Below are 26,832 nucleotides of genomic sequence, written 5' to 3'. Positions count from 1 at the left end.
TCGTCCTCCCTTTGTATAATCCGTAATCGGATGATTAGGTACAGGATCGATTATATAGCAATAAATTTATTAAGTAAACTAATTTTATTAATTTTGTTCATTCAATAAATTTAATACATAAAAGACAGCAAATTTGTTATAATAAGTTCGAGAGGCATTAAAGGGAGGCACTTATACGTGAGAAAAGCCGTGAGTGTAGATACATATGTAGAAAAAATAAAACCCGTTATAAGAAAAACAAAATTCAGCCAACTGAAAGTCGACGATATCGCAAAATATATGGATATCAGCAAAGTGACACTCTATAAGCATTTTTCCTCCAAAGACGACATCATCGAACAAGTCGTGGATTATTACATTGATTATTCGAAGAAGGCTGACACCGTTGTCAAAGACGATTCCGTCTCTTTTTTGGATCGTTTTCAATTAACATTTTTACAATCTTTGATGTGTGCCGCATATATCTCTGATTTGTTCTTGCAAGACCTGAAGGAATTTTATCCGCACCATTTTGAGAATCTGTCCGTTGCCCTACAGAATCGGAATAAAAGCTTACAAACTTTTTTTGAATCCGGTATGGAGCAACAGATTTTTAACCGATTGAATGCCGTGATGTTTATGGTTCAAGATGACGCTGTGCTGCGACGCTTTATCGAGCCGTCATTTTCGATTCAGTATGATATCACCTTGAAACAAGCGATTATGGATTTCTACAACATGAAGCAGTATCAATTGCTAAAACCTGAATATCTGAAAATGATAGACGACTCCGATATTGAAAGGAAGATCGTTAATATCTTGCAAGCCATTTCATAAATGTCGTATTTTTACGCACCCGAAGAAAAGCAAAATGCCTTGGTCGCAGGACCAAGACTATCCAGTTTAACACGTCTCGGTGGTTAAAGCCGAGGCGCTTGTTTGCAGTTGCGTCAAAATAAAAAGGCTCATTGTGCAAATGAGAGAATAAATTTTGTTTTATAACCAGCATTAATTCCAGAAGAAACTAAACGACCCTTCCCCGGTAGAATACCAGGAAACGGTCGTAGCTTAAGTTGTCTTTTTTCGTGTTTACTTGACTGGGTTATGACTATTAATGCGACTTTCTTTATATATACGTTGTTGTCATTTCATTCTCATTCCTTCCTTCCAATTCCCTTGCGAAACACCAAGATGCGATCGTTATTTTTTGTGAACTACATTTATCTAACGCTATTTTGTGAAATAATGTCCTTGCTCCAGATCTGCGAGAAGTCCATGCTGGACAGGCTTCCAGCCGAGAAGCTCCTTCGTCCCTTCACTTGATCTTTCTAAGTCAAGCGACGCGACCATGCCTAGAAAACCGAAGATTGCTTGCGCTTCTTCAGGCGGGATGCTGACTACTGGCACATCCACATGACGACCAATGGCTGCGGCAATGTCGCTGAACGCAATGCCTTCATCGTGCACGCCATCCAGTCGTGAGCCTGCAGGCGCAGATTCTACAGCGAGGCGGAACAAAACTGCCGCATCCAAGCGATGAATCGCTGGCCAACGGTTAGAGCCGTCTCCAATGTAAGCCGAAGAGCCTCTTTCTTGGGCGATCCGGATTAATTGCGGCACGAAGCCCTTATCTCCTTCTCCATGAACGGAAGGTGCAAGCGAGACGATCGATGCTCTCACGCCTTGTTCTATAAACGCAAGCGCTGCGTCCTCCGATTGTTTGCCATTCGCATGTGCTGTGATAACAAGTGGTTTACCGGAACCGGCAAGCGCCTCTCCCATTGCTTCGATGGCGCGAAGGTCAGTTGCCAGTGATCCGGCGAAATTAGAGAAATCGTGGTTAAATGCCAGATGAATAACGCCGTCTGAAGTGGCTGCACAGCTGCGCAGTAAATCCAGATCCTCTAAAACACCGCGAGCCACCTCTGCTCCCAAGCTTTCTAATACGTGAGCACCACTCTCCGAACGGGTCAGACCAACTACCTGATGGCCCGCACCAATGAGTTCGCGGACAACGGCTGTACCAATATAACCTGCTGCACCTGTAACGAATATACGCATAATATTTTAACGCCTCCTTAAGCAGTTGACGAAGATATGACTCCAGTCTAAACTATGAAGTGAACTCTAAGGCAAGCGTTTGGAGGTATGATTTCATATGAAAATTCAAGAATTAGCAGATTTGATGGGTTTAACCCCACACACCATTCGATTTTATGAGAAGGAAGGCTTGCTTGATAGCAGGCATATTCAGCGAGAGAAAAATAATTATCGCAACTACTCAGACGAAGCAATTGAGCGGTTAAGGCTGATTAAGAAATTTCAAGGCATCGGCTGCTCGTTAGCTGAGCTAAAGACGATTTTGCAGGATCACGATACGAACGCACGCACCAACCAAGAAGTAATTGAATGGATTCTTCAGAAGATCAATGAGATCGAGCGCAAGAAGGAAGAATACGATCATATGCTTGTAACGCTGAATTGGATGCTGACATACAGGAAGCTGCTGATTGAAGATCCGCAACAAGCAGAAGCTATGATGGCCGAATTACGTCTTAGAATCAACATCTAACCTTATAATCGAAAATGCTCTATGGACGTAAATTCTACAAACATACCCAGCTATAGCTTGAGAATATAGCTGGGTATCATTTTGAGGACTATACTTCCCCCCAAAAAATCTCAGTTTCATAATCGAATTCAACAATACCATCTTGATTATTTCTATCAAATAGATTCCGCAGTTCTGTCATCATTGGATCGTAATTTGGATGCCCGGGTACAGGGCTGTAGGAAGAGGATAGCAACCGGCCTCTCAAGCCCTCGAAATCGAACTCCTGACTCATTCTGAATCGCATTTCATGCATTGAACCTTCCTTGAAAAAAGAGAGCAGCATCGTCTGAGAAATATTTTTGTGATTGACTTTTTCGTAGTCGGTTCCGTATGTATGAAGCAGTTGATTGTACTCTTCACGAAACGGAGTACCGTTGGTAAGACGAGAATTCCAGATGAGTATTACCTTCCCACCTGGCCGTAGAATTCTGCGGAACTCGATTTGGGCTGCGGAGAGATCGAACCAGTGAAATGCCTGTGCACAGACAATAAACTCAACCGACTGATCAGGTAATCCAGTAGATTCTGCAGAACCTGATGTACTCTGAAATTTCGGATTATTTTCTAACATTTGTTCGGCGGCTTCCCGCATTGCCTGATTTGGCTCGACCGCGATCACATAGCTTCCGCGTTCCAGAAGTAGCTTTGAAATGATTCCAGTACCTGAACCAATGTCTGATATGTTACTGTTCGCACGTAAACCGACGACGTCGTACAAATAGTCAATAGCCTCTTTTGGATAGCTCGGGCGGTATTTCAAATACGAATCGACCCGGCTCGAAAACCGTTCTCTACTGTTCATCGATCGTCACGCTCCCATCAATATTATGATCGTCTTTGATCTTCGATGTACTCTTGCACTTTGCCCACGATAGTTTGAATGGACATATGCTTGTTGTTCCTGATCTGACTGATCGTATCCATGAGAGTCGACCATAGCTCATCAGGATCTGTAGCCGGTTGAATATACAATCGGCAGTTTCAGAAGCGATCCGTTTCTTCCACCAAATATATATAAAGAATAGTCTTCATTAGGAAGAGTATTTTTTACTTTTTTTGGACTGATTCGATCATAGCTTTAAGAATAGAGACTTCGAAGAGATATTTAATCTTTCTCCCTCATGCAGGGAAAGGTATGCAAATCATCGCAAACATTCTTTGACTCTTCGGCCAGTTGAATCAGATTTCAACCTACCTACTTATTGCTCATCATTTTCTTATTCTTGGATATGGCTTTATATACGCAATTACTTGGAGGAAGTTTCCATAATATCTCAAATTCTCGAAATCAAAAAAAGTCGCATATCCGCGGGATATCCATCTTGTAAAGTAGTCGATCATTACACTAGTTGTCCATTTATCTATATGAACTCCCCCAATCTCTTAGAAAAGATCTTTATCTCTGGCATCTCCTCCAGTAAAAATGGCGGAAGCATTGTACTATCCTGCCCGTTAACATAAAGAAAAAGCAACCGGTTGGTTGAGCGGCTGCTTACTTGTTCTTATTGAACTATCCAGTCCAGTTAGCTATTGTCTGATTTAACAGTAGAGACTGATCTTGTTAAGCAATCTTAACCCTATATTGAGACCATATGGAACCCCACATGACCATTTTTCCGTGATACATTAGGAGCATAGAAAAAGGCGCGAATGAAACGCACAGCGGCACGAAGCGGCATCCGACTGGGACGATACTCTTCTCGCTTTTTCTGTTGTTAAATCCTTGTAATTTATTGGAGATTGGTTGTCATGATATTAAGAAGGTAATTTCCCCCAGATGTCGAATGAAGTAATATCACATCAAAGGAGAGATTCCGACATGCAGTATGATTCCGATATATTAACAATTGAAGAAGTATTTGAATTTGAGTCCGAAGAGGTAAGGAGTGTACTACGTGCTGTTGAATACACAATAAGAGTAGGAGATAATTTTTTTATCATTTCTCCTTATAATGATGAAACGTATGTCGTAGAGGCAATAGAAGAACATTATGATAGTTGGACTGTTATATATAATGGAGGAAAAAGGGTTGATAACAAAGATGTGTTCCCTCTATTTTCAGTTGGTTCTTTGATTAGTATGTTATCATTTAACAATGAGTTTGATCTCCGGACTGCTGGAGCTAAATGGATTGTGATTTTCGATCATTGCCATGAGTATGCGTCAGAAGAAAATGAGCTTCTTGTTACGTTCTTGTGGTATGTCCTTAAGGATTTATGTGTACGAGGGCTCATTAATCGTAATTAAGTAGAAAAATGCATAATTTAACCAATCAAGCCTCATCAGTTTGTATGATATTCTAAAAATAATAATGATATATAAGACTGAAAAATAATTCACGAACATTTCAGTTGTCTTTAATGTATATGTTTATTGCATATAGTCGGTACAAAATGTAGTAGATACTTAATTAGCACTTAAGCATTTTGCCTAGTTGACCTCATCTGTGTTCAGGAACTTTTAGCACTAGAAATTTCGACGATTCTCCCTATATGTGCAACTATTTTAGCATTTTCAATGGAGGTTCACTCACACCCACCATGTGTTTTGGGACTAAGTAAGATCGCTGGTAGGGAAGCCGCCATCGTTTTTTTTATTTTGTAATTTGATGAGGAATAAGAGATAAACTACAAAAAGAATATTTATCGACTGTAATAAGTTCAGCAAGGAAGAAGTATCAATTGAATGAACCAATGCATTCGATGGATCAGATATGACAGTGCTATAGCAACAGCAGCAGCTATAGTAATGGTTCGAGTTATTGTACCGAACACTTTGTATACTCATCTAATCGACTAATAATCAGGAGTTCTTGTTGCCGCATAAATGAGACGTTCAAAACACCCTTCAAGTAGCGGTTTATTTATTAAACCTGTCTACTTGAAGTGGAGCATATCAAAATCGGTTGCCTGTTCCGTAATTTATAATAGCGAGGTTACGAACTTCACCTCCGGAAAGCGGCTATCCGGTCCTTTCATAAAGATTCCGCCTTGATTTTTCAGATACATATCGAAGAAATCCAGCATATAGGCATTGATAACGGAGTTCGCTCTTTCGGGCGCAATCTTTCCTGTAATGCCCAGCATGTTGAAAATCGGAGAAATGAACTGTACGTCGGCAAAATTCAAATGCTCGGTATTTTCGATATAGAGAACTTGTCCCCCTTCTTTGGCCGTTTCGCGCATCCGTTCAAGCTCCAACTTTTTATCTTCCGTTACTTGATCCTCCCACTCTCTTGTTGAGCCCATACGGTTAAGCTCTGCATCCGTGTAGACCCGGTTATCCACCACCATTTTTAATCTTTCGAAATAGCTTTCCGAGTTGATGAACAAAAACGGCTTTCGCAGACCCTCTCTGTCACGCAGTCGATAAAGCCCTCCATCAAGGTCTATTCCAACCGCGATTCGCGGATCGTAAGAAGCGTCATAGGCCGTAGCTCCGCCGATGGAGTGACCGAACACCCCGACATGACCAAGATCCATCCTCCCTTTTAGATGACTCGGAATCTGCCCCGATTGGATGAGCTCGAATTGATCCAGCGCAAAAGTTACATCGTCGGTTAAAACTTTTCCCAACTTGTCGCGAATTCTTCTACCCGTCCGGTAATCCTGATCAGGCGAGAATAAGTCGTTGGTTGTGCTGGTTGTGATTCGACCGTCCGGAAACTCGGTTGCAAATGTATTGTAGGTGTGGTCGATCACTGCCACGATATATCCGTGACTCGCGAGATTTTCGGCTTGCGACGTGTGGAGGAACCTGGAAGAGCCGTTGCCGGGATTCGCAAGGATCAGCGGGTATGAATTCTGTGCCGAATTGACTTCTTCGGCCCCCGAATAAGCATGACTGGATACGTACATCAGGTGTTGAAAAATAAACCCGGGAAGGCCATAGTCCGCGGCCATATAACGTAAAATCCGGGTATCGGGAATAAAGGGAGCGTACTTGCCGGTGCCAGCTTGAGCCGGATACCATACCTGAACCATCAATTCTCTCTTACCATCTCTGGCTTCGTCGAACATCTCTTCCCTATTTGTATCCACGAAATGAAAAGTTTGCGTTCCTACCTTAAATTCGCCTGTCGGTTCAGGTAGTTTAAATACAGGAAAAGCATACATGAGACCCGCTGTTACGACCAGCATTATCGCTATAGCGGTATAAGCTGAACCCAACATGAATCGCGAGATTTTTTTTGGACCGTTTTTTTTAAAATAGCTATAACTTGAAATGGCTAAAAAAATGATCGTAATGCAGTATGGGAAAAATAGCTGAACTCTGTATCCTTCCACCGTCCAATGAATGACCAGTAAAAGCGTGGCGATCCCGCTTGCAACGAATACTGGAATTCTACGCCGTCCTTTTTTTAATAGGACTATTAATGTAAACAAGCCGATGTTTGACAAAAAAAGAAACAGTTCAAACAGCCTCATCTCGATTCTCCTTTTAAAAAATTTCTATTTTCGTTTGTTCCAATCTTATCCTGCCAGGCTGGCCTAAGCTATCGATTTGCCTTACACCTATCTTACATTATTGTAATTCGACCTTGCGGTATTGGAGGACCCGTAAAACGGTGGAATTGAATCATACGAGCCGGTGCATATTTAGATCACCATCTAAACGTAAATGACACAATGTACTTGTCCTGCGAGACATCATCACGACTAGTTGTGAATAGCAAAAAAGCCGCTAAAATAGCGACTTTCAATGGGATCATGTTCTTGTCCCTCGACAACACCATTAACCAGCAATATCGGATAAAGCTGCCTGTTGAGCCTCGCGGGAATGCTTAGCGCCTTACCAGCAACCACTGCGGACTCCGCGCTCACGTTAAATCGGAATTAGGAAGATGCCCTCCCCTTTTCCTTTAAAGATGGCCAAAGTATGTGTATAGTGGCCATGAATCTTTTGCATCTTCTTCTCATGCAGCACAGGGGACTCGACTGCTATTTTTTACACCACTACTAAAACCTGCACTTGTTTCCAGGAAGACAATGGGACGGAAATGGGCAGTAGAATTCGAACGAATTAGTGGTTTCCCTGTTCTTTCCAAGTGTACTTTTTGCCTATTTTTTAGTAAAAGGAATTTGGTCCATCATATACTAGGAATAAATTCAATCGTGTCCCTTTCAGTAATCGGTTTGACAAGAGCACTTCAAATTTTATGTTTTCTATTTCCTGAAAATCATCTTCATTTAATTTGAGCTATCTTCAATCTGTTTATCGAAAGTTTGGCGTTTTCTCCTCGTAATGCAAATAGGTAAAAAGTGATTAACACAACGTGTTCCATATCCTCTCGTCAAAGAATGAAACCGAACCAATTAAAAAACTAGACAATAAGGAGGAAGGATGGTTAGATAATTAGAAATATAAAATTCGATCAAGGAGTCTGGAAATAATGAGTTCAGTAAAATTACCGAAAGCCGCGGTCTTTGGTGCTGCAAATGGTGTGATGTTCATGACTTTTTTTGGGGCTCTTTGGGCTTCCATTGGTATTATTGGTTCACATGGACTTGGAGATCCTTGGTCACTTGTTCTTTCAGGTATTATGACATTAATCTTACTTAGTGGAGCGATATCACTTTTTGGTAAAGCTCGTAATATGAACCATGCTGCTACACCAGAAGAGATAGAACAGAGGAGAAACATAAATCGAAAATTTGGTTTGGTCTTTGGTCTGGAAGGCCTTGCTATCTTTATCGCAAGTGTAATTTGTAACATGATTAATTATTTTGAAGTCTTTTTTCCTATCATGGCAATCATTGTAGGTATCCACTTTTTTCCTTTAGCTCGATTGTTTCGAGAAAATTTCTATTATGGTACAGGTATAACACTCTGTATTTTAGGCGTTATTACTTTCTTTTTACCAATTAACGCCACTGTTAACAATGTATCCCTGATTGCAACATCTACTTTCATCGGTTTCAGTTCTGCTCTGACGCTATGGGTGACCGGTCTAAGAATTTGGACTGCCATGCTTAAACAATTGAAACAAAAATAAATAAGAGAGACGATTGAACTGAACTCCCGATCGTGATCACACATAACAAAAACTTCAATTTTTCTTTTCTGTTTGCTGCTCTTCTCCTTCGAAGGAAAAAAATTTTGCTCCCCTTGACCGCCCGGCCGTCTACTTAACTTTTGACAGTTGAGGGGCAACCGGGTAGGCGAAATAGCCATAAACTCAAAGCACTTGCTTCAGTAAAGCTCTACTGTTCAGCTTCTCCTGCATAAAGATTCCCGTGACGAACTCATGTTGCCTTGTCAAATGCTGCAGCTCCGTATACGTTTCATCCTTGGTCCGATGCGGCGTACTTCCTCGCGTCCGGCTCGAATCCTGCTGCTCCATTGGACGGGTCCAGCTCCATGTAGCTGGTTCCGCGATCATCGGTCAGCACGTGCATGCGCGAGCCGACGACGGGGACGCGGTCGGCGCTGGTGCGCATGTGTGCAGAGACGACACGAGGAGCACCGTCGACGATGTAACCTACCTCGACCGTGAACATCGGGAGATCGTAGAGCCAGCTGTTCTCGAATCTCACGGCGGTCAGCGTCCCGGTGAATAACGAGCCCTCAATGCGGAGGCGCTCGATGTCAGCCTGACGCCGCCGGGCGTGGGCGATTGAGCCGAGCAACCGCAGGAGCGCGATGGTGGCCCAGAGGGCGAAGCTGGCCCCGACGACGGCGCCAAGCTCTGGCGGGATCGTCGGCGACGTCGCGATGGCCTCGAGGTCGAAGGATCGCGACGGATCACTTGTCATCATCCATAGCAGCAGGACTCCCGCGTCTGCGACGAACCCTCCTGTGACCGCGAGCGTTGCGAACAGGCCGGCGACCCTGGTCTGTCCGAACTGCTCGATCGTTCGCGAGTACAGTGTGACGGTCGCACCGATCGCGATGAATAGCAGCACCACGGCGATACCCACCGTGACCGGATGACCGAGGAACATGCTGATTGACGTTGTCGGCGCAAGGCCGAGCAGGGCACCGAACGGCACGGAGCCTGTCAGCGCCCACAGTGCAGCGGCTGCAAGCAGCCACGGCAGCAGCGGAGCCGCGCGTCCGACGCGACGTCCCGGCCTGAGCACCGTCATCCGTCCGCCCTTGTCCATGGTGGAGAATAGTGGCAGCGTCTCGATGTGCTCCTGCTGCCCGTACTTCTGCTGACCCTCCGCAGCATCCCTCATCGGCACGGCCCTCCATAGGGTGATTCTCGCACATCGAGCGGTGGAGTGGGAGTCCGCGCGGCACGGTCGGGTCGATCAACTATAAAATGGAGAAGTTGCTTCCCTTTTTGTTTATCTTCATCATTAATGAACGCTTCAATCTTATATATTTGATAAGGTAGAGGTGAATTTTGGTAGGCGTTATCATCTTTAATTGCTTGAATACTGTATCTGGGTACATCATTTGAAGATCTAGATATCAAGTATCCCTTTTCCATTAATCTGTCAGATATTTTCCGATCGCATTGACGCTGATAATATTTAGCCATAGACGCCTTCACATCCATAATTTTTTAGCTATATCATACCTGATATTTACACTAAATCCCACTGTTAAATGCCCTTCTTAGTTAACTAAAATAAGTACCGACAAATAGCGTTATGCCCTATTTCTCTGTTCTCGGAATCGTAAATATTCCGCATCCTTCACATGCCCCCAATCATGGTTGTGGTGCAGCACAAGCTGGCAAACCCATTCTGCAACATTTCTATCTGCTTTGCCCCTGGTGACAGCTATGCTGGTACTGCCCCGAATTGTTCGAATCCACTCATTCCAAGTTCAATGTCTCCTCGCCTGGATCTGTTTTTTTTCAATTATCTTTGAAAAGGCTACTTTGCATCAATATTTTGACAGCCTATATACGGGCCACAGTACCAACTTCAAAATCTTGCGTCCCCAAAAAGCAAATACCGTCGTTCCGGTCCATGAGCTACGCTTATCTTGGCTGTATTGATCGTTGATCATATAAGTCCGAGTCGAAATAGGACTCTTCAGTCCGAACTGTTCCCATTTCGCCGGATCATTCGAACCTCCAAGTTTTCTAAGCATATTCGCCGACTCATGATCTATTTTAGCCGGGATTTGCTCAAATGCTTGGGTAATTTGCGCATGGAATTCATCGATTGGGTTGCGACTGGTAATGCTCTCGAGATGAATGCTTTCTCGAATATATGAAACGTAAGCCAGATGGTCAGCCCAGAATTCGTCAATATAAAATAGCCGTACCCGCTGCTCTGAAGGACTCATCTTCCTCTCGGCTTTCAAAATTCCGAGCCGCTCCTCGTATAGGATTCGCCTCTGATCCTCCACCATATCCGAATAACAGTTCAATTCCCGCTGAATATCGAAGTTTTGACCTATGATAACGCGCTGAATATGCTCGATTTTGCTGCGGAGCGCCGGATCATCAAGAACCTCGTCCTGCCTGGAAGCGCGAAACAGTTTATGAATGCCGAAGCGAAGCATCAACTCGTCTTCCAGGCTTATATAAAATATGGAAGCTCCCGGGTCACCTTGGCGACCGGAACGCCCGCGCAACTGGTTATCAATCCGCATGCTTTCGTTCACATGTGTACCTATCACGTATAATCCGCCCAGCTTGGCAACCACTTCTGCCTGCGCGGGGTTGCCGCCGCCGAGACGAATGTCGACGCCGCGTCCTGCCATATTCGTAGATACCGTTACGGCGCCGATCTCTCCCGCTTTGGCGATGATTTCGGCTTCTTTCGCATCGTTTTTCGCATTCAGAACCTGGCAAGGTACGCCGGCAACCGCCAGCGCCTCCGCCAGCATGTCAGACTCCTCGACGCTTGACGTACCAATAAGAATGGGGCGTCCCACCCTATGGACGGAAGAGATTTCTTGTACAAGCGCCTTAAATTTGGCTTCTTTATGGGTGTAAATTCGGTGCTGGTGGTCGATCCGTATGTTTGGCTGGTTCGGCGGAATTTGCACGACCTGCAGCGCATAGATATCTTCGAATTCCATTGCTGAAGCGTGCGCCGTAGCCGTCATTCCGCAAATTCCCGAATACAGGCTAATGAAGTGTTGAATGGTGATCGTACCGAGAATTCTCCCGCCGGCCTTCCACTGCAACCCTTCTTTCGCCACAAGCGCAGCTTGCAGCCCGTCCGGCAAATACCTGTTCTCGGCCACACGGCCGGTATGTTCTTCAATTAGCTCGATTTCACCGTCCCGGACGATGTAATCGACGTCTTTTTTTAATAACGATTCCACATGCAGTGCACAATTCAATGACGTTAACAAATGACTATTATGGCTATCGTACAAATTTCCGCATCCCAGCAGCAACTCCGCTTTCGCAGCACCCGCATCATTCAAGTAAACGTTCCGCTGGAACTCGTCAAAATCGTAATGCTCTGCTGGCTGCAGCTGCCGGGCCACTTCTGCGAAAAGAACGCCGTCACTCTTGGAAGCGCTCGAATCGCCACTAATGACTAATGGCACCCGTGCTTCGTCAAGAAGCAGTGAATCCGCTTCGTCGACGACGACGTAATGGAAAGGACGATGCACGGTATCAGCTTCATTGAATGCGATTGTGTCGCGCAAATAATCGAACCCTGCTTCTTTAGCCGTAACATAGGTTATATCCTTGGCGTAAGCTTCCCGTTTCTCGAACAGGCTCATGCCCGCTTGAACCGAGCTTACCGTTAACCCGAGGAAACGGTAGATCGAACCCATCCACTCTGCATCTCGATTTGCCAAGTAGTCGTTAAATGTGAGCACATGAACGCCTTCGCCTGTCAACGCGTTGAGATAAGCAGGCATAACAGCAGAGAGTGTTTTTCCTTCACCGGTATGCTGCTCGATCAAAAATCTCTCGTGCAAAGCGATAGCAGCCATGATCTGAACATCGTAAGGCTGTAATCCGAGTTTTCTCTTCGCAGCCTCGCAGACTAACGCATAAGCATCGACAAGCAGCTCATCCAAATGCGTGCCTGATCTTGCTTCTTCTTGCAGCCGAAGGGATTCCGCTTGCAGCCGCTGATCGTCCCAAGCTTCCAAATTCCGTTTCCTGATAAGCTCCACTTTGTCTCGATAATCTTTCAACAAACGCCGGGTATCGCGCTCCTTGAATTCACGTATCAACTTGACGACTACATTCATCGGAATTTGATTCCTCCTCAGTAGAAATAAGCGGTTCTATAGTGGCTAAAATTTGTGCTCTTAACCGGCCTCACTACACGCCATATGACGTGCCGAACATCGGATATTCACATAAGAAAATGACTTAAATCGTAAGCTCGTATTCGCCAAGTTGACCTAAAACACAGTATGCAGCATCTCATATGGCTTTTTAAGCAGCATCCATTCCGTATGTCCCCATATTCCCAGTGAAAAGAAAAGACTCCTTATGGAGTCCTTCTTTCGATAGTTAACACGCCAGCCAAATCATTTTTTCCGCTCTAGCTTATGAGAGACAACTATATTACTTCTCCGATGGGAGCGGTGTAAAGAGTAAGCTAACCGGCAGGTTGCTTCCTGGCGCGGCAGAGAAAAGAATCGTTACGCTCTCTCCATATGCCCCTGTGCGGTAAAGAACGCTTTGTTCACTTGAATTGCTTACAGCTACGTTACCATCGGCAATGGGTACAACCTGATTGTTCACTAGAGCCACTCCTGAGTACTTCCCTCCACGAGGGTTAAATGAGATTAACGTACGTGGAGCCACATTATTCAGCGTGATTTTGTACAATACACCGAAATTACCCGCATTGGATGCGTCTGTGTAAGCCATTGGATCTGTTCCAACCAGATTGGGATCGCTTGAATTGTCACCAAGTGGCAGACGAGCTGGTTTGGCTCCCACTTGCTGATCATACGTTATGATACGAGTCGCATTCGGGTACGTTCCACGGTTGTGCACACCATCACGATCAAGCACAGGCAGCATTGGTAAAGCCTCGAACGGATCTTTATTTTCTTCGACCAGAATAACGTTATAGTCCAGGGAATAATCACTATAAGCATCCGAATAGAGTGAGATCACTTGTCCTTCTTTCATCGGAGTTTTATTTAGTTCGGTCAAAATCAGTTTACTTTCTCCAGGTTGAATAACCTCTTTCTTTTGATCGGCTCCGGTCTGAATCGATTTGAACCATTTATCAATCGACAATTTCCCAGCTACGGTAGCATACGGTGTAGGCCCAGCGAAGCCCATATTTTGTTGTTCGAATACTGCCGGATTTGGGTTGTTATTTGTTGCAATAACATACATTTTCACTCTTTTTCCTGTATTGTTCACGTGGTGAATCATGAAACGGGTCTGCCCCGAAGATGATTCTTTATACACGATGCCTTCCGTATTCACCGTTTCAGGACTGTTACTGCGGATCAGCAGACTTGGCTCATCCGTGTACGTATAAGGCACTTTTTCCATGGAAGTTACTTCGCCACCGTTAAAGGTAAATTTCTGTCCTACCGGCGTGAAGAGTAAATTGAAATCGGAAAATGAATATAATGTCTCATTGGTTATGGTTATAACTTTGGAGTACGTGTTCGTCGCGCCGTGATTGTCAGTAACGGTGAGTGTCACCGTTTTTGGACCGGGTTCAAAGAAGGCCAGCGAATTGTTTTCCCATACCGTTTTTTCAATACTGTTTTCATCATCTGTACTTTGGTCGATGTATGTTATTTTTTCACCCATTTTATATTGTTCCTTGTCTGTGGTGAACATGGCTACAGGAGGAAGATTAGGACTCAAAACTTGAATCGTCATCGAATAGGGATCGCTCCATTGGCCGTTGGAATCCTGTACTTGATATGAAATCGTATATGTACCCGCTTGATCAAACGATTCCTGACGACCTGTCCAGCGTTCGTCTAAGATATCCAGTCCATTTGGAGAACTGGAAGAAGTCACATAGTCCACCTTATCGCCCGCAAAAATTTCCTTTTGGGAAATCACAAAGCTTGCAACGGGTTTAGTATTGAGATTCAACACAACCGTTTTAGCAGACTGATTCACTTTATAGGTGATGTTCAGAGCTTGAGTAATGGAAGTTAACGGCACCATGAACGTATTTTTTTGCTGATAAGCAGGGCCTTTCATCGTTCTGGACTCTCCATTTACGGTATAGACCGTGCTGTTGGTTTTGAATCGGAGCTCATTATCACCACTAATGATGATCGTTTCTTTGGTTTTGTTATCGTATTTGACCCCGTATCCCACACGGTCTACCAGTGCACGGATCGCAACATAGGATACACCGTTTTTTACAGTCATTGGCTGACCAGCCAGATACGTATTCCCATCCTGCTCCATTTTGTCGCTATTCATATACAACGTCAGATTGCCGCCTGATGCTACGGTAGAATTATCACCAATGGATGGTTGCTCTATTTGAGCTGGCGTTGCTGGCGTTTCAATATCCTCAGGAGTTCCCTCTTGAATTACAGGTTTCGTACTCGTTTCGTTTGTAGTCGTCTCTCCCCCATCAATGCCGGGTTTCTCGATATCTGTTTTAGGTGTTGCCTCAGTGCCTGTCAAAGTTCCCGTTTCTTTTACTTTAGTAGACGGAGTACTGGTGGAAGCGTTACTGCTACCCGTTCTCACTTCACTCTCTGCAATGGGTTGCTCTTTCTTCAGTACCTCAACCGATTCTACTTTTGCTGTATTTACTGACGTTGTATCATCTTGCGGTGCTGACTGCGCATTCACTGAACCGACTGCAAATGCTTGTAAAACGGCTAAAGCGGTAAAAATGGACAATTTCTTCTTCAGATTCATGCTTTGTCTTTGGCTCCTTCTGCTCCCAAGTAATGTTTACACTCTCAAAAAGTCATAGTATTAGACGCTAGTTTCAGGGAAAAGTTTCTAGTGAATTTGTAAATTGTGGATTTAGTGCATCTATTTTTCAAAGAAAATGCGATTCATTCACATATGCATCTAAAAAAATATTTAAGAGGATCTCGTATTTGTGTTACGTAGAATATTACTTTAGTGGCTCTTTCGGTTATCACAGGAATAGTTTTTTTGTTTTCTTGATGATTTTTTAATCTAAAGAGCACCAAACATGTTCATATCAAACCGTATTACGGAACAAGAGCTTTTACCGACAAAACAAAAAAACCACGGTATTCCGTGGTTTACTTCTGGTGTGAGCCTCAATTCAGACCACCCTTAATTTCCCTAAGTTCTAAGCCGTTTGCAACGCCCCGCTCACAAGCCATCCCTCAACCACACGGCTGCTTACGAACTTTCCGGTTACCGCTTAAGAGACTTCAAGTGTCGTAATTGACCAGATAATGATGAAGCTCTGTGTTATAGCAGCCAATACTGTGCTCAATGAGTCTACCTTCCCCGTCGAAAGAGTTACGCAGGCGCTTGAGCACATGCGTCCCTGGTGGGATCTCCAGCAACTGACACACCTCAGGAGGTGCCGTCTCTACAAAGAAACGGTCTCTGAAGTTTTCCAGCGCAATGTCGTTCTCCTCCAGTGAGTCATACAGCGACTGAATGTTTGTGACCATTTCTGCCGTGCCTCCACCGGGCAATGCAGCTGCAGCCAAGAAGTGTATCAGATGAATATAAGGCTGTCCATTCAAAATATAGAGCCGTTCAATTCGCTGACAATACGGCCCGTAGCGGTCATATTCCTCCGTTCCGGCATCATTCGCAATTAACCGGGATTTCAGCTGTTTCTTTTCCAGCTTGTGGCCCTCTTCTACGAGCAGCTCCGTAAACCGTTTGCCCTTAGAGAGCTTCTGATGGGAGGTATTGCGCATGACAATCGTTCCGATACCGCTTTTCTTCTGCACATAACCTTCTTGGGACAGCTCTTGAACCGCGCCGCGGACCGTCATTTTACTGACACCGAATTCCTTTTCCAGCTGCGGTTCGGAGGGGATGATGCTCCCTAAAGGATACACGCCATGCAAAATCCGGTCTTTGAGAATTTTCTGGATTTGCTGATATAAAGGACCTTGCTTTCGTTTCAAAGACACTCGTTGTTCACTACCTTTCAACATCTAAGGTATGGTCCGACAGCGCCCGGAGCACCTCACTCTCGGTAAAAAGCGCTGTATCACCTTGAGTGGTATGGGCCAGCATCGCTGCTGCCGCTGCCATATTAACCGTCTGCTGCTGCGGATATTGCTGCAATTCCCCATGAATGACGGCGCTGGCAAAAGCATCGCCAGCACCGATCCGGTCATACACCGGGAAAGTCAGCTTGCGAGAAAACAGAAACGTACCTTGATGATAGATATATCCTGTAAGGGAATGCGTATGGTCAGCGTTAATCTCACGGTGGGTTCCCGCTGCCGTTCCAATTCCGAAGCGCTCCACCACTTCGGGAATCGCTTGCTTCAACTGTGTCATTCTATCATATTCTCCGGTTCCAAAGCCAAGGATATACTGTGCGTCCTTCTCATTCATCAGCACCAGGTCCGTCAGCTCCAGCAGTTCCTCATAATGCGGGCGGGCCTTGGTATAGCCATCCACTCCCCATAACGCAGGACGGTAATTGCAGTCAAAAACAACTTTGCCCCCGGCACTCTTCACTTCCGCAGCAAGCCGTTTCATTTGCTTGCGTACACCTTCATTCATAGCCAGCGTAATACCGCATAAATGAAGAACGTCGATCCGGGAGGCAAGAGCAACCATATCGTAATTGCCCGCCTCCGCGGTATTGAAGCTGCTGCCCAGTCGATCTGTGTAAGTGACTCTGCCGGGGCGGGCTCCAAAGCCATTCTCCAGAAAGTACATCCCCAGCTGTTTGCCTCCGCGGCTAATTAGTGAAGTATCCACCCCAAGTTTGCGCAGATAAGCAATTGCCGCTTCGCCTACCGGTGTTTCCGGCAAGGTGGTAATAAGAGCACCGTTATGGCCGTACCCAGCCAGTGCTGCCGTTACATTAACCCCGCTGCCGGAAAAAGAATACTCCAGCCTGTTGCTCTGAACCAGCGTTTCATGGCCCGGGACCTGCAGCCGCATCATTACTTCACCAAAAGCCGCAATCCTAGGCATACCGGTCCACCAGCGATTTCATCGTTTCAAGCAGTCTGACGACATCCTGGACGTTCGTACTTCCTGTCTGCGGATCAATAATAGATGAATACACATGTGGGATAACCTGGGGTACCCCAGCTTGAAGTGCAATCTCCAAAATGGGTCCGAAGTTATCCAGATCGATTCCGCCCGTAGGCTCCAGAGCAAACCCGGCTTCCCCGCAGGCCTTGGCAACTGCACGGTACTCCTCCTCCAGTTTCAACCCCTGCATGGGATAATATTTCAGCGCATTGCCGCCCATGTCACGAACCAGCGCGATGGCGGCATGAACCGGAATAATAGCATGCGGAGTGGTACCTGAACTGACAGGGCCGGTTGAAATATTTACGTAACCTGGCTGTCCGGAAGGAGAGACCAAACTGTTAATCCAGCTGTCCTTGGCGCCCAGATTGGCGCGGGTTGCCCCCACTGCTGGAAACACCTGATTGATATGGCTCCCCGGATAGCTTGTGGCAATCTCCGCCACCACCGCGGCCTGTCGATTGTCTCCGGCACCCAATCCGATAGATACAGCGTCTTCAATCGTCTGACCGTATTGGATCATCGCGGCTGCTGCTTCCGATGCCGTCGCGTAATTCTTGGAGAGCACGCCTACCAAAACATATCCTTCCGCAGCCTCGTACACTTCCTTCGCGTTCCCGATACTGCCAGCCAGTACATTAAGTGCGGCTCTGTTCTTATATAGACGCTGCTGAATATTACTCATTCTTGTTTCCCCCCACAATTTCATGTATTCTGCTGACGATGACCTGAAGATCATCTCCTTGAAGCGACCTTGGATCAATATCGAAATACCCCTGCTTAACCCCATAGTCCCTGGTATATACCGCAATTACGCCTTCACGCAGCCGATCATTGACATGCCTCGCATCCACTCCTGCAACAGAGGAATCAATCTGGATGCGCCCACGGAAAATCGCTCTGCCCGCTTCATCCTGCACGATGTTGATCGAAACTCCAGGAAGCCCGGCAAGCGGCTGAAGAGCCTCCAGCGCCTGCCTCTCCCGGTCGCTGTTGTCGGCTTTGTCCTGGTATTCCTCCAAAGCCTGAAGTAGCCCGAAGGTGGTTTCTTTGCCGACCTTCATGCTGCGGCCGATCCCGTGCAGCTGTACCTTTAGCCACTCGACATATTTCATTTTGCCAGCGACGATGCCGGAGGTAGGGCCTTCAATAGCTTTTGACCCGCTGTAAATCGCCAGATCCGAATACTGGACATATTTGCGCAGATCCTCTTCCGCTGCCGCATCGACGATCAGTGGCACCCCTCTGCGCACAGCAACCTCCCACGCCTCCTCTACAGAAATCATGTTCTTCTGGACGGCGTGATGGGATTTGACATAAAGGATGGCTGCGGTGCGTTCACCAATCGCCTGTTCAATATGCTCTTTGCGACCTTCATTGGCATATCCAGCTTCTACCACCCTCCCTCCGCCAAGGAATACCATGGTTTCAACTGGCGCTCCATACTGCACGTTATGGCCCTTCAGCATAATAATCTCATTCTTCAGTACTGGCTCCTGATGCAGCCGAAGGCTGAGTCGCGGATCTCCGGAAGTTACAAAGGCTGCCACAGACAGTGCAATGCCGCTGGATGCTGAGTTCACGACAACCGCCCCTTCCGAACCAAGCTGGCGTGCAATATATTCTCCAGATTTGTCCACAAGATCCGCAATTTCCACGTACTGCTGTCCGCCCTGCTTCATCGCCTCCATGACCGAATCTGTTGGTGCGGAAACACCAAGGATGCTCATTCTTCCACTGGCATTAATAACACGTTTCAATCCATATCTAGCCTGTAATGAATGACCCATTAGTAAAAACTCCTTTAGCCTCAATATAGTACTGCGCGACCCGAACATCGCCTTCCGAGTCCTTAAGCAGCTTCTCACCTGCTTCCAGTGCAAACAAAGTCAGGTTGGCTTGCTGTCCCACCTTTATCTGTCCGAGCTCCGGTTTGCCGAGCCACTCCGCTGCGCTGACTGTGACAGCTTGGATGACCTCTTCCAGGCTGTAGCCGAGAATCAAAAATTTTGTCAGCACATTTGACATACTGTACACCGGTCCGTTCAGACGGTTGCCCCGGTAGATATCCGTGCTGATGGTATTCAACGCAATGCCTGCCGCCTTGGCCTGTTCTGCAATCTGGAAGGAGAAGCTCGCCGTGCCATGCCCCACATCCAGATGAACTCCTTGGGCAGCTGCATCCAGTAACCCTTGCAGGGGTGTTCCGTCCGCGTGGAACAGATTGTTGGACTTGCCGTTAAGGTAATGGGTAATTACATCGCCCGGTTGCAGCAGCTCCAAAACCTCGGATATCGTTGGCGGAGCGGAGCCGATATGCACCATGAGCGGAAGCTTCGTTTCTTCCGACAGTGTGCGTGCCAGCTTGAGCGGCTGTATACCGCTGTCTTTGACAACACTCTGGCTGATACGGGCTTTCAGACCGACGATGAATTCCGGATAGGTCGCTGCCGCCTCCAGAACCTTGTCCCGGTCAATCCATTCTAGCTGAGACAGTTCATCTGTCCGTTCGAGCCCGATTCTTGAAATATTCAACAGAGCAAACACTCGGGTATCAGCCTTCAGACTCGCGGTATACAAAGCTCCAATTCGGTCTGCACCACAGCTTCCGGCATCCACCAGCGTCGTTACACCCTGCTTTACACCAATTTCGTCGATATCATCGCCATAGGGATCAAGCTCTGGTACGGCATGCACATGCAGATCAATCCATCCGCTGGACACATATAACCCGGAACAGTCTAGCCCGCTCTCTCCTTCCGCCTGAGCTGCCGGTGTAATGGCGGTGATAATCCCATCCTGAATGGCTATATCCATGATTCGCCCATCCATAAGCTGCAAATTGCGCAGCACATTCTCTGTGCCCACTCTTCCCATCTCCTTCTTCAACCCCGGTATACAGGAAAAATTCAAAAAATGATTAATGTCATGAAAGCAATACATCCCTAAATTTAATAATAAACTTGGTGAGCTGCTCCACTTTAAAGATTATAATGTTATAATGTTTATATTAGCACAGGTGTAATCTAGAAGAGAACAGTGATTTATAATCCGAATATTTAACTCTGGAGGGACTGCTTTATGGCAAATCCGGCACTCAAGCCATCCTTGCTCAATAAGTTCCGGCTCAGCTGGAATCATTTCAAATCAAAGCTTCTGCTGAAATATGCATTTTCCTACATCCTAATATTTCTTATTCCTCTAACTGGTGTAACCATTTTCGTTTATGAGAACGCTGTCAAGGGCCTGCGTGTCGAAATTGAACAATCCAATGTCAATCAGCTCAATCAGGTGAAGAGCACCATAGATACCCGTATGAAAGAGCTCCAGGAAATAGCGGGGAGAATCGCCTATGACAGGCATTTGACCCCCTATATGGTACGGCATCCTTACTACAGCCTGGAGGCGATTCAGACGCTGGCGAATTACAAGGCCAGCAGTAACATAGCAGAGGATCTGCTTCTCTATTTTCATGGCGATTCCAACATCTATTCATACCGCGGTCTGGCTGATCTTCATGTCACCTTTGATTCCTTCTATCAGTTCGAGCGCTGGACCTCGGAAGAATTGCGACGGGATTTGAATGAAACCCGGAAGCCTATGGTACGTCCCGCCGAGAATGTGACGGTCAATTCCCGCATGGATCCGATGCTCGTCATGCTTGTACCCATCAAACCGAATGACCCGTTTCCGTACGGAACCGTTCTCTATTTAATGAAAGAATCCAATCTTACCGGGGTCATGGATTCGATTTTGAGTGATTTCTCCGGTAGCAGCTATATTTTTGGTCCCTCCGGAGAGGTGTTGACGGCGAACAACCATGGCGTCAGCCTTCCCCGGGACGAACTTAAAAATTTATCCGCACTTGAGCCTGGTATTCATAATCTGGAGCTGGACGGGGAACCATACTCCGTCGTTTCCGTACAATCTGAAGAAAATGGCTGGACCTACGTGACAACGATGCCAAGCTTCCAGTTCTTCAGTCGTGTCGCCCATGTCCAGACCCTGATTCTGATCGTCTTCTGTATAACAGTCATTACCGGCATAGCTGCCGCACTGCTGCTGGCCAAACGGCAGTACCATCCAATTAGGGATCTAATGGAATTTGCGAAGCTGAGAGGAAGCGGCCATGATGCCCCCAAGCTCCGCAATGAATGGGAATGGATTCGGCAGACTCTCCACGATTACAGTGCCAGAATTGATCTTCAGGAACCCTTCGTCCGCAATCAGTGCATGCTGCTGCTGCTCAAGCATGGCAAGCCGGATGATCCTGAAATTGAGCAGATGATTCTCAGCGCAGGCTTCAAGCATCCTCAGGGAAAAGGCCTCTATTTCTCGGCGATCCTGTCCTGGGATGAAACTGTGCCAGGCGACAAGTCCTGGCAGGAACGCCATCTGTTGCAGGAAATACTGAGCAATGTATGTCTGCCTGGTCCCGATGCACAGATCTTCGGTGTGGAATTCTCGGTCAAGGACCAGTTTGCCCTGATTATTTCACTTCCTGACGATGCGGACATACCGGTTCAAAGCCGTATGGAGCAGGTTATTCAAGCCATTCTAGAGGTAATTCGCAAGCACTCGCAGCTGTCTCTGAGTATTGGTGTTGGCATGGCCTACCAGGATCTGGCTCTCCTTAATCAATCCTTCATTGAAGCCGCTGCAGCTTTGGAGCACCGGATGATCCGGCGCAGCGGGCAGGTATCCTACTTTGAGCAGCTCATAGAGCTAGTCCCTTCCGCTGCCCAAAGTTTCTGGATTCCGCGTAAATCCATGCTGAAGCTGGAGCAGAGCCTGAAGCAGGGCAATGAATCGGTAGCTGCCCAGATAATTGCTGATACCATTGATAAAATCAAAGACGAGCCGCTGCAGGTTCATCTGCTGCGCTGCATCTGCTTCGATTTGCTGAACGCTTTTCTGCGCACAGCCTCCGAGTTTGGCATGCATGAAGTGTTCGCCAATATGTCGGAATTAACCTCCTTTGAAACCCTCGAAGAACTTGAGAACCGTCTGCTCTCTTTGGCCTCTGCTATTTGCGCGCAGGTCGAACAGAATACAGAGACAAGCGAGCCTTCATTAATGGATGATATTCTGGCTTACGTGGACAAGCAGTTCGCAGACTACACCCTCAGCCTGGAGCATGTGGCGCTTAAATTTGCCATCTCAACCTCTTATTTAAGCCGTAGTTTCAAAGATAAGACCGGCAGCAATTTCTCACAATATATCTGGCAGCGGCGTATGGATGAGGTCATCCGGCTGCTACAGAGCACTAGTGCACCGCTCAAAGAAATTATTGAGCAGGTCGGTTATTTGGATGCACCTAATTTCATTCGCAAGTTCAAAAAAGAAACCGGTCTGACGCCGGGGCAGTACCGCAAGGAACATGCCTTGAAGGGGGCTGCTGCGAAAAGACCGGTTAACTTGGCGGACCTTCCGCCCTTTCAGAAAAGCTAAACTTTCACTTTGTGGGTTGTTTTGCTACTGAGCTTCCTGGAGAATATATTCCACCAGCTCATCCAAAGGAACAGTTGCGAGCGCAATCGCTGTATCCGTTACCCCGTAATAGATATAGAGCAGTCCGTCTTTGACCACATTTCCGGTCGGGAAGATGACATTCGGAATCTGGAACCCGAATTTCTCATAGTACGTCTCCGGCTCCATAATAAAATTAGCTGTCCGGGCAATGATTTTCTCCGGCTGCTCCAAATCCAGCAGCATTGCTCCCACACGGTAGACAATATCCTCATCAACACCGTGATAGAGCACCAGCCAGCCCTTGTCCGTACGTATCGGTGGCGTAGAACCTCCGATTTTCCGCGATTCCCAGGACAGGCTTCCGGCGGTGGCGAGAAGCTTGGGCTCTTCCCAGTTCACAAGATCCTCGGAGTAGGTAATCCACATAGCCGCATTATCCGTTCCATAGTCTTCTCCCACGTATTCCTCGGGGCGGCGCAGCAGCACGAATTTGCCGCCTATCTTCTCGGGGAACAGAATGTTGTCCCTGTCATTGATATCAAGTGGTGTCGTGTCCGACACAAACTCCCAATCCAACAGATTATCCGATTTCAGAATGGAGGACCGGGTCAACCAATGCCCCTCTTCTTCCCCCCACCCGTCGGGATATTCCGGAATGGAGCGCAAGGGAACCCCTGCCCCAGTAGGATAATAGCTCATAGCACAGGGCCGCAGAGCGTAATTCAGGTAGAAGGTCCCGTCAATTTTGACAATCCGCGGATCCTGCACACTGCCATAAGGGAATCCCAGCATATCAGGCGTCACAATCGGTTCATCTCTCACATGGGTAAATTTCACACCATCTTCGCTCTCAAGCAGACCCAGGTAATTCTTACATGGCGTTAGGGAACCTGCGGTGCGCTCAATCATATAAAATTTACCGTTATCAATGATGACTGCAGGGTTGAAAACCGTAACCTTGCGCCATTCATATCCGCCCGGGACAACAATAGGATTATCCGGATGTCTCGTGATTTGCATATCTATCCCTCCTGCAATTCATGTTCATGGTATAGTTTGATCTTCTGGACTTCATAGGGTTTAAAAGAAATCGGGATACTCTGCCGGAAGTCTCCACGGAACCACATTGGCCTGATTAGTTGGATTTCCACCGATCATATGCAGCCTGGTTGATTTCAGCTACACGCTCACCGCCCATTTTCTTGACGGTCGCCACATAATTATCCCAACCCGTAAGCGGCTCGGCACCAGTGATGAACTTCGCTTCCATCTGATTCACATATGTTCTCAAATCAGAATTGAGGCTGCTGATTTCGGTCTGCTCTTCCACGGTGAAGAACAAGGTCGGGTATGGAATTCGTGCGCCTTTATCGAGAAGCTTCTGCTGGGTTTCCTGCTCTACCCAGAGGTCAAAGTCTGTCTTCAGCCCCTTACTAATATCATCCATGGACAGGGTTGGAGCGGGAATGCCGTAGTTGGGCGTCAGAGTTGCCCGGTAATCTTCCATTTCCTTGCCGTCAGGTACAGGCAAGTACTTCTTGACCCGATTCTCTTTGTCGGTGTATTCCCAGAGAATGCCCTCAGGCCCTTTATTGAAGAACATCGCCCCTTCATAAGAATAGAGATAATCCACCCAGCGCATAGACGCTTCCGGAGCGGGATTACTTTCCGTGATGGCAAATGCGCCAGTTGTGATTCCTCTGTTCTTTGCAATCGCAGGAGCAGCAATGGATTCACTGCGGACGGGCGCAAACATCGGATCTGCCGTCGAAGGCTCTCCGCCCTTGGACATGTAGGCATGCCAGTCTGAAAAGAGGGCAACTTGATTATTCTGCGTTTTGGCCTTCTTCTGCTCTGCCGTCTGCGAGAAGCTCTCGTGATCCAACAGGTCTTCGGACCACAGGCGGTTCATATAGGTCAAATATTCCTTATAACCTTCTTCAAGCGGTGTATAATGCACCTTGTCCGCATCGTCCACGTAAATTTCTTCTTCATAAATACCGAAGGCGCCAAGCAGCCAGGTACGGATATCGCGGAGGTTCGCAGCGGGTGTTGTCACTGAGGAAATCGGAATTTCATCGGCTTTGCCATTGCCGTTTGGATCTTCCTCCTTCACACGTTTCAGGTAGGTATACAGCTCTTCCGTCGTTTCGGGAAGCTTGTCGATATTCAGCGCCTTCAGGAAGTCCCCGTTATACCACATCGGATTGCGGTACCAGTGCTGGCTAAGTTCTACTACCGGCAAGGAATAGATATGCCCGTCCGGTGCTGTAATTGATTTACGGACGTCCGGATTCTCCTCCAGCAGTGACTTGAAATTGGGAGCGTATTCTTCAATCAGATCCTCCAGGGGTATGATGATACCCTGCTCTCCATAATTCATCTGCTCTGCGGTCGTTAGACCGGCAGCATAAAGAATATCCGGGTAATCCCCGCTGGCGAGCACCAAATTCTTCTTGGTCTCGAAGCTGTCCTTCGGTGCATTCTTGTATTCCAGCTTAATGCCGGTCTTCTCCTGCATCTGCTGGAGCACCGCCATCTTCTCCCAGTTCTGAATTCCTACATCTGGCGCCATAAGCGTCAAAGTTACGGATTCATTGACAATGGGGAAGCCTTCTTTATTGATAGCGACCTCCCCGGTACTGTTATTCGCTGCACCTTCATTTGAATTGCTGCAGCCTGCCAGCAGTGTAAGAACTAGAGCCGAAGAGAGCAGAAGCTTCCATGGTTTGCGTGTAATCTGCATGAATAATTCCTCCCTTGTTATATAAACATTCTAATCGTTTAGCCTTTAACAGAGCCAATCATGACCCCCTGGACAAAGTAACGCTGCAGGAACGGATAGACTGCAACGATGGGCAATGTGGAGACAACTATGACTCCATATTTGATCAATGATGCCGTTTCTGCCTTATTATTCATAGCGGTCGCCACCTCACCATTAATCGAAGCGCCCGTGGTTTCGGCCGACATTTCCTGAAGGACAAGGATCTGACGCAGAACCATCTGCAGCGGATACTTGGCTTCATCATTCAAATAGATCAGGGACGGGAAGTAGCTGTTCCAATGGCTTACTCCATAGAACAGGGCCATAACGGCTACAATTGGTGCCGAAAGCGGCAGAATAATGCGTATAAACAGCTTTAGATTCGTGCAACCGTCAATATGCGCCGCTTCCTGCAGTTCTTTTGGGATGGTCGTCTGAAAAAAGGTGCGGGCTACGACAATATTCCAAACCGAAGCGGCCACTGGCAGGATCAATGCCCACATACTGTTAATGAGGCCAAGATTCTTGACCAGGAGATACGTCGGCACGATTCCGCCGCTGAAGAACATCGTGAACAGAATGAGGCCCATAAACAACTGGCGACCGACAAAATCAGATCTGCTTAGGGCATACGAGGCCGGCAGAGTAACGGCGAGATTGACCAGAGTCCCCACTACAGTGTAAATGATCGTGTTCCAGTAACCATTCCATATCTTAGGGTTCTCAAATACAAGCTTGTAGCCGTCCAGTGTCACATTCTTCGGAAATAGCCACATAGCTCCCGAATTGACGTCCTGCGGTGAACTGATTGAAGCGCTGAGAATATAGATTAGAGGATAGAGAACTACCAGCAGTGCAAGGCCCAAATAGATATAGGTGCTAATCAGGAACAGCTTGTCCCCCCTGGATTCTTTCATGGCAGTAACCACTGACTTCAACTCCTT

Annotated in this window: 19 protein-coding genes and 1 pseudogene; 5 read left to right on the top strand and 15 right to left on the bottom strand. The window is 46.8% G+C overall.

Features of this window, described 5'->3' with window-relative positions; all coding sequences use genetic code 11:
* Nucleotides 1-177 precede the first annotated feature (177 nt).
* Nucleotides 178-816, top strand: coding sequence for a TetR/AcrR family transcriptional regulator (locus tag ACFVQB_RS18690; protein ID WP_379441979.1), 639 nt, complete (start codon nucleotides 178-180; stop codon nucleotides 814-816).
* Between the two features lie 393 nt (nucleotides 817-1,209).
* Here ACFVQB_RS18690 and ACFVQB_RS18685 read toward each other — a convergent pair whose 3' ends face one another.
* Nucleotides 1,210-2,040 carry an SDR family oxidoreductase gene (locus ACFVQB_RS18685; RefSeq protein ID WP_379441978.1) on the bottom strand — a complete coding sequence of 277 codons (831 nt, stop codon included), beginning with the start codon at nucleotides 2,038-2,040 and terminating at the stop codon, nucleotides 1,210-1,212.
* A gap of 97 nt (nucleotides 2,041-2,137) precedes the next feature.
* On the opposite strand from ACFVQB_RS18685, the gene ACFVQB_RS18680 reads away from it, so the two are divergent.
* On the top strand, nucleotides 2,138-2,551 hold the full coding sequence (locus ACFVQB_RS18680) for a MerR family transcriptional regulator (RefSeq protein WP_379441977.1): 414 nt from the start codon (nucleotides 2,138-2,140) through the stop codon (nucleotides 2,549-2,551).
* An 88-nt stretch (nucleotides 2,552-2,639) separates the two neighbouring features.
* On the opposite strand, the gene ACFVQB_RS18675 is transcribed toward ACFVQB_RS18680, so the two are convergent.
* A complete protein-coding gene (locus ACFVQB_RS18675; protein ID WP_379441976.1) occupies nucleotides 2,640-3,395 on the bottom strand; it encodes a class I SAM-dependent methyltransferase in 756 nt (251 codons plus the stop codon).
* A 1,017-nt stretch (nucleotides 3,396-4,412) separates the two neighbouring features.
* Here ACFVQB_RS18675 and ACFVQB_RS18670 point away from each other — a divergent pair.
* Nucleotides 4,413-4,841: a hypothetical protein gene (locus tag ACFVQB_RS18670; RefSeq protein WP_379441975.1), complete on the top strand. Its 429-nt coding sequence runs from the start codon at nucleotides 4,413-4,415 to the stop codon at nucleotides 4,839-4,841.
* Between the two features lie 674 nt (nucleotides 4,842-5,515).
* On the opposite strand, the gene ACFVQB_RS18665 is transcribed toward ACFVQB_RS18670, so the two are convergent.
* Nucleotides 5,516-7,021 (bottom strand): alpha/beta hydrolase family protein, encoded by a 1,506-nt coding sequence (locus ACFVQB_RS18665; RefSeq protein WP_379441974.1) that lies wholly within the window; start codon nucleotides 7,019-7,021, stop codon nucleotides 5,516-5,518.
* Between the two features lie 965 nt (nucleotides 7,022-7,986).
* Between ACFVQB_RS18665 and ACFVQB_RS18660 the strand changes: the two genes are divergently transcribed.
* Nucleotides 7,987-8,589, top strand: a complete 603-nt coding sequence (locus tag ACFVQB_RS18660) for a DUF7010 family protein (RefSeq protein ID WP_379441973.1) — start codon at nucleotides 7,987-7,989, stop codon at nucleotides 8,587-8,589.
* Between the two features lie 189 nt (nucleotides 8,590-8,778).
* Here the strand turns inward: ACFVQB_RS18660 and ACFVQB_RS34550 are convergent.
* The 9 genes and pseudogenes from ACFVQB_RS34550 to ACFVQB_RS18620 form a co-directional block, all read right to left on the bottom strand.
* Nucleotides 8,779-8,898: pseudogene (locus tag ACFVQB_RS34550) on the bottom strand (IS110 family RNA-guided transposase); the annotation flags it as partial.
* Nucleotides 8,879-9,775, bottom strand: coding sequence for a hypothetical protein (locus ACFVQB_RS18655; protein ID WP_379441972.1), 897 nt, complete (start codon nucleotides 9,773-9,775; stop codon nucleotides 8,879-8,881). The pseudogene ACFVQB_RS34550 and the gene ACFVQB_RS18655, both read right to left, overlap by 20 nt.
* A 658-nt stretch (nucleotides 9,776-10,433) precedes the next feature.
* Nucleotides 10,434-12,722, bottom strand: coding sequence for a preprotein translocase subunit SecA (locus tag ACFVQB_RS18650; protein ID WP_379441971.1), 2,289 nt, complete (start codon nucleotides 12,720-12,722; stop codon nucleotides 10,434-10,436).
* Nucleotides 12,723-13,044: 322 nt separating this feature from the next.
* Nucleotides 13,045-15,345, bottom strand: a complete 2,301-nt coding sequence (locus tag ACFVQB_RS18645) for a stalk domain-containing protein (RefSeq protein WP_379441970.1) — start codon at nucleotides 15,343-15,345, stop codon at nucleotides 13,045-13,047.
* A 494-nt stretch (nucleotides 15,346-15,839) separates the two neighbouring features.
* Nucleotides 15,840-16,562: a GntR family transcriptional regulator gene (locus ACFVQB_RS18640; RefSeq protein ID WP_379441969.1), complete on the bottom strand. Its 723-nt coding sequence runs from the start codon at nucleotides 16,560-16,562 to the stop codon at nucleotides 15,840-15,842.
* A 10-nt stretch (nucleotides 16,563-16,572) separates the two neighbouring features.
* Nucleotides 16,573-17,586, bottom strand: coding sequence for a sugar kinase (locus ACFVQB_RS18635; RefSeq protein ID WP_379441968.1), 1,014 nt, complete (start codon nucleotides 17,584-17,586; stop codon nucleotides 16,573-16,575).
* A complete protein-coding gene (gene dagF / locus ACFVQB_RS18630) occupies nucleotides 17,579-18,334 on the bottom strand; it encodes a 2-dehydro-3-deoxy-phosphogluconate aldolase (protein ID WP_379441967.1) in 756 nt (251 codons plus the stop codon). Before dagF ends, ACFVQB_RS18635 begins: the two co-directional genes overlap by 8 nt.
* On the bottom strand, nucleotides 18,327-19,439 hold the full coding sequence (locus tag ACFVQB_RS18625) for a DgaE family pyridoxal phosphate-dependent ammonia lyase (protein WP_379441966.1): 1,113 nt from the start codon (nucleotides 19,437-19,439) through the stop codon (nucleotides 18,327-18,329). The genes dagF and ACFVQB_RS18625 overlap by 8 nt, the downstream gene beginning before the upstream one ends.
* Nucleotides 19,417-20,481: an amidohydrolase/deacetylase family metallohydrolase gene (locus ACFVQB_RS18620; protein ID WP_379442871.1), complete on the bottom strand. Its 1,065-nt coding sequence runs from the start codon at nucleotides 20,479-20,481 to the stop codon at nucleotides 19,417-19,419. The genes ACFVQB_RS18625 and ACFVQB_RS18620 overlap by 23 nt, the downstream gene beginning before the upstream one ends.
* Nucleotides 20,482-20,730: 249 nt before the next feature.
* Between ACFVQB_RS18620 and ACFVQB_RS18615 the strand changes: the two genes are divergently transcribed.
* A complete protein-coding gene (locus tag ACFVQB_RS18615; protein ID WP_379441965.1) occupies nucleotides 20,731-23,100 on the top strand; it encodes a helix-turn-helix domain-containing protein in 2,370 nt (789 codons plus the stop codon).
* Nucleotides 23,101-23,124: 24 nt separating this feature from the next.
* On the opposite strand, the gene ACFVQB_RS18610 is transcribed toward ACFVQB_RS18615, so the two are convergent.
* The 3 genes from ACFVQB_RS18610 to ACFVQB_RS18600 all read right to left on the bottom strand — a co-directional run bounded on the left by ACFVQB_RS18610 (nucleotide 23,125) and on the right by ACFVQB_RS18600 (nucleotide 26,817).
* Nucleotides 23,125-24,141, bottom strand: coding sequence for a glycoside hydrolase family 130 protein (locus ACFVQB_RS18610; protein ID WP_379441964.1), 1,017 nt, complete (start codon nucleotides 24,139-24,141; stop codon nucleotides 23,125-23,127).
* Nucleotides 24,142-24,256: 115 nt separating this feature from the next.
* Entirely contained in the window at nucleotides 24,257-25,867 is a 1,611-nt protein-coding gene (locus ACFVQB_RS18605; protein ID WP_113056378.1) for an extracellular solute-binding protein, read from the bottom strand.
* 38 nt (nucleotides 25,868-25,905) lie between these two features.
* Entirely contained in the window at nucleotides 25,906-26,817 is a 912-nt protein-coding gene (locus ACFVQB_RS18600; RefSeq protein WP_192267285.1) for a carbohydrate ABC transporter permease, read from the bottom strand.
* Nucleotides 26,818-26,832 lie beyond the last annotated feature (15 nt).

Source organism: Paenibacillus sp. NPDC057886 (assembly GCF_042796655.1).
Lineage (GTDB): Bacteria > Bacillota > Bacilli > Paenibacillales > Paenibacillaceae > Paenibacillus.
The sequence above is the reverse complement of the archived record's forward strand: the minus strand, read 5'-3'. Positions and strand labels throughout refer to the sequence as shown.

Bases quoted from the DNA above. Each gene is read 5' to 3' on its own strand.
- ACFVQB_RS18685 (WP_379441978.1), bottom strand. From the start codon at position 2,040: ATGCGTATATTCGTTACAGGTGCAGCAGGTTATATTGGTACAGCCGTT.
- ACFVQB_RS18680 (WP_379441977.1), top strand. From the start codon at position 2,138: ATGAAAATTCAAGAATTAGCAGATTTGATGGGTTTAACCCCACACACC.
- ACFVQB_RS18675 (WP_379441976.1), bottom strand. From the start codon at position 3,395: ATGAACAGTAGAGAACGGTTTTCGAGCCGGGTCGATTCGTATTTGAAA.
- ACFVQB_RS18670 (WP_379441975.1), top strand. From the start codon at position 4,413: ATGCAGTATGATTCCGATATATTAACAATTGAAGAAGTATTTGAATTT.
- ACFVQB_RS18665 (WP_379441974.1), bottom strand. From the start codon at position 7,021: ATGAGGCTGTTTGAACTGTTTCTTTTTTTGTCAAACATCGGCTTGTTT.
- ACFVQB_RS18660 (WP_379441973.1), top strand. From the start codon at position 7,987: ATGAGTTCAGTAAAATTACCGAAAGCCGCGGTCTTTGGTGCTGCAAAT.
- ACFVQB_RS18655 (WP_379441972.1), bottom strand. From the start codon at position 9,775: ATGAGGGATGCTGCGGAGGGTCAGCAGAAGTACGGGCAGCAGGAGCAC.
- ACFVQB_RS18650 (WP_379441971.1), bottom strand. From the start codon at position 12,722: ATGAATGTAGTCGTCAAGTTGATACGTGAATTCAAGGAGCGCGATACC.
- ACFVQB_RS18645 (WP_379441970.1), bottom strand. From the start codon at position 15,345: ATGAATCTGAAGAAGAAATTGTCCATTTTTACCGCTTTAGCCGTTTTA.
- ACFVQB_RS18635 (WP_379441968.1), bottom strand. From the start codon at position 17,586: ATGCCTAGGATTGCGGCTTTTGGTGAAGTAATGATGCGGCTGCAGGTC.
- dagF (WP_379441967.1), bottom strand. From the start codon at position 18,334: ATGAGTAATATTCAGCAGCGTCTATATAAGAACAGAGCCGCACTTAAT.
- ACFVQB_RS18625 (WP_379441966.1), bottom strand. From the start codon at position 19,439: ATGGGTCATTCATTACAGGCTAGATATGGATTGAAACGTGTTATTAAT.
- ACFVQB_RS18620 (WP_379442871.1), bottom strand. From the start codon at position 20,481: ATGGATGGGCGAATCATGGATATAGCCATTCAGGATGGGATTATCACC.
- ACFVQB_RS18615 (WP_379441965.1), top strand. From the start codon at position 20,731: ATGGCAAATCCGGCACTCAAGCCATCCTTGCTCAATAAGTTCCGGCTC.
- ACFVQB_RS18610 (WP_379441964.1), bottom strand. From the start codon at position 24,141: ATGCAAATCACGAGACATCCGGATAATCCTATTGTTGTCCCGGGCGGA.
- ACFVQB_RS18605 (WP_113056378.1), bottom strand. From the start codon at position 25,867: ATGCAGATTACACGCAAACCATGGAAGCTTCTGCTCTCTTCGGCTCTA.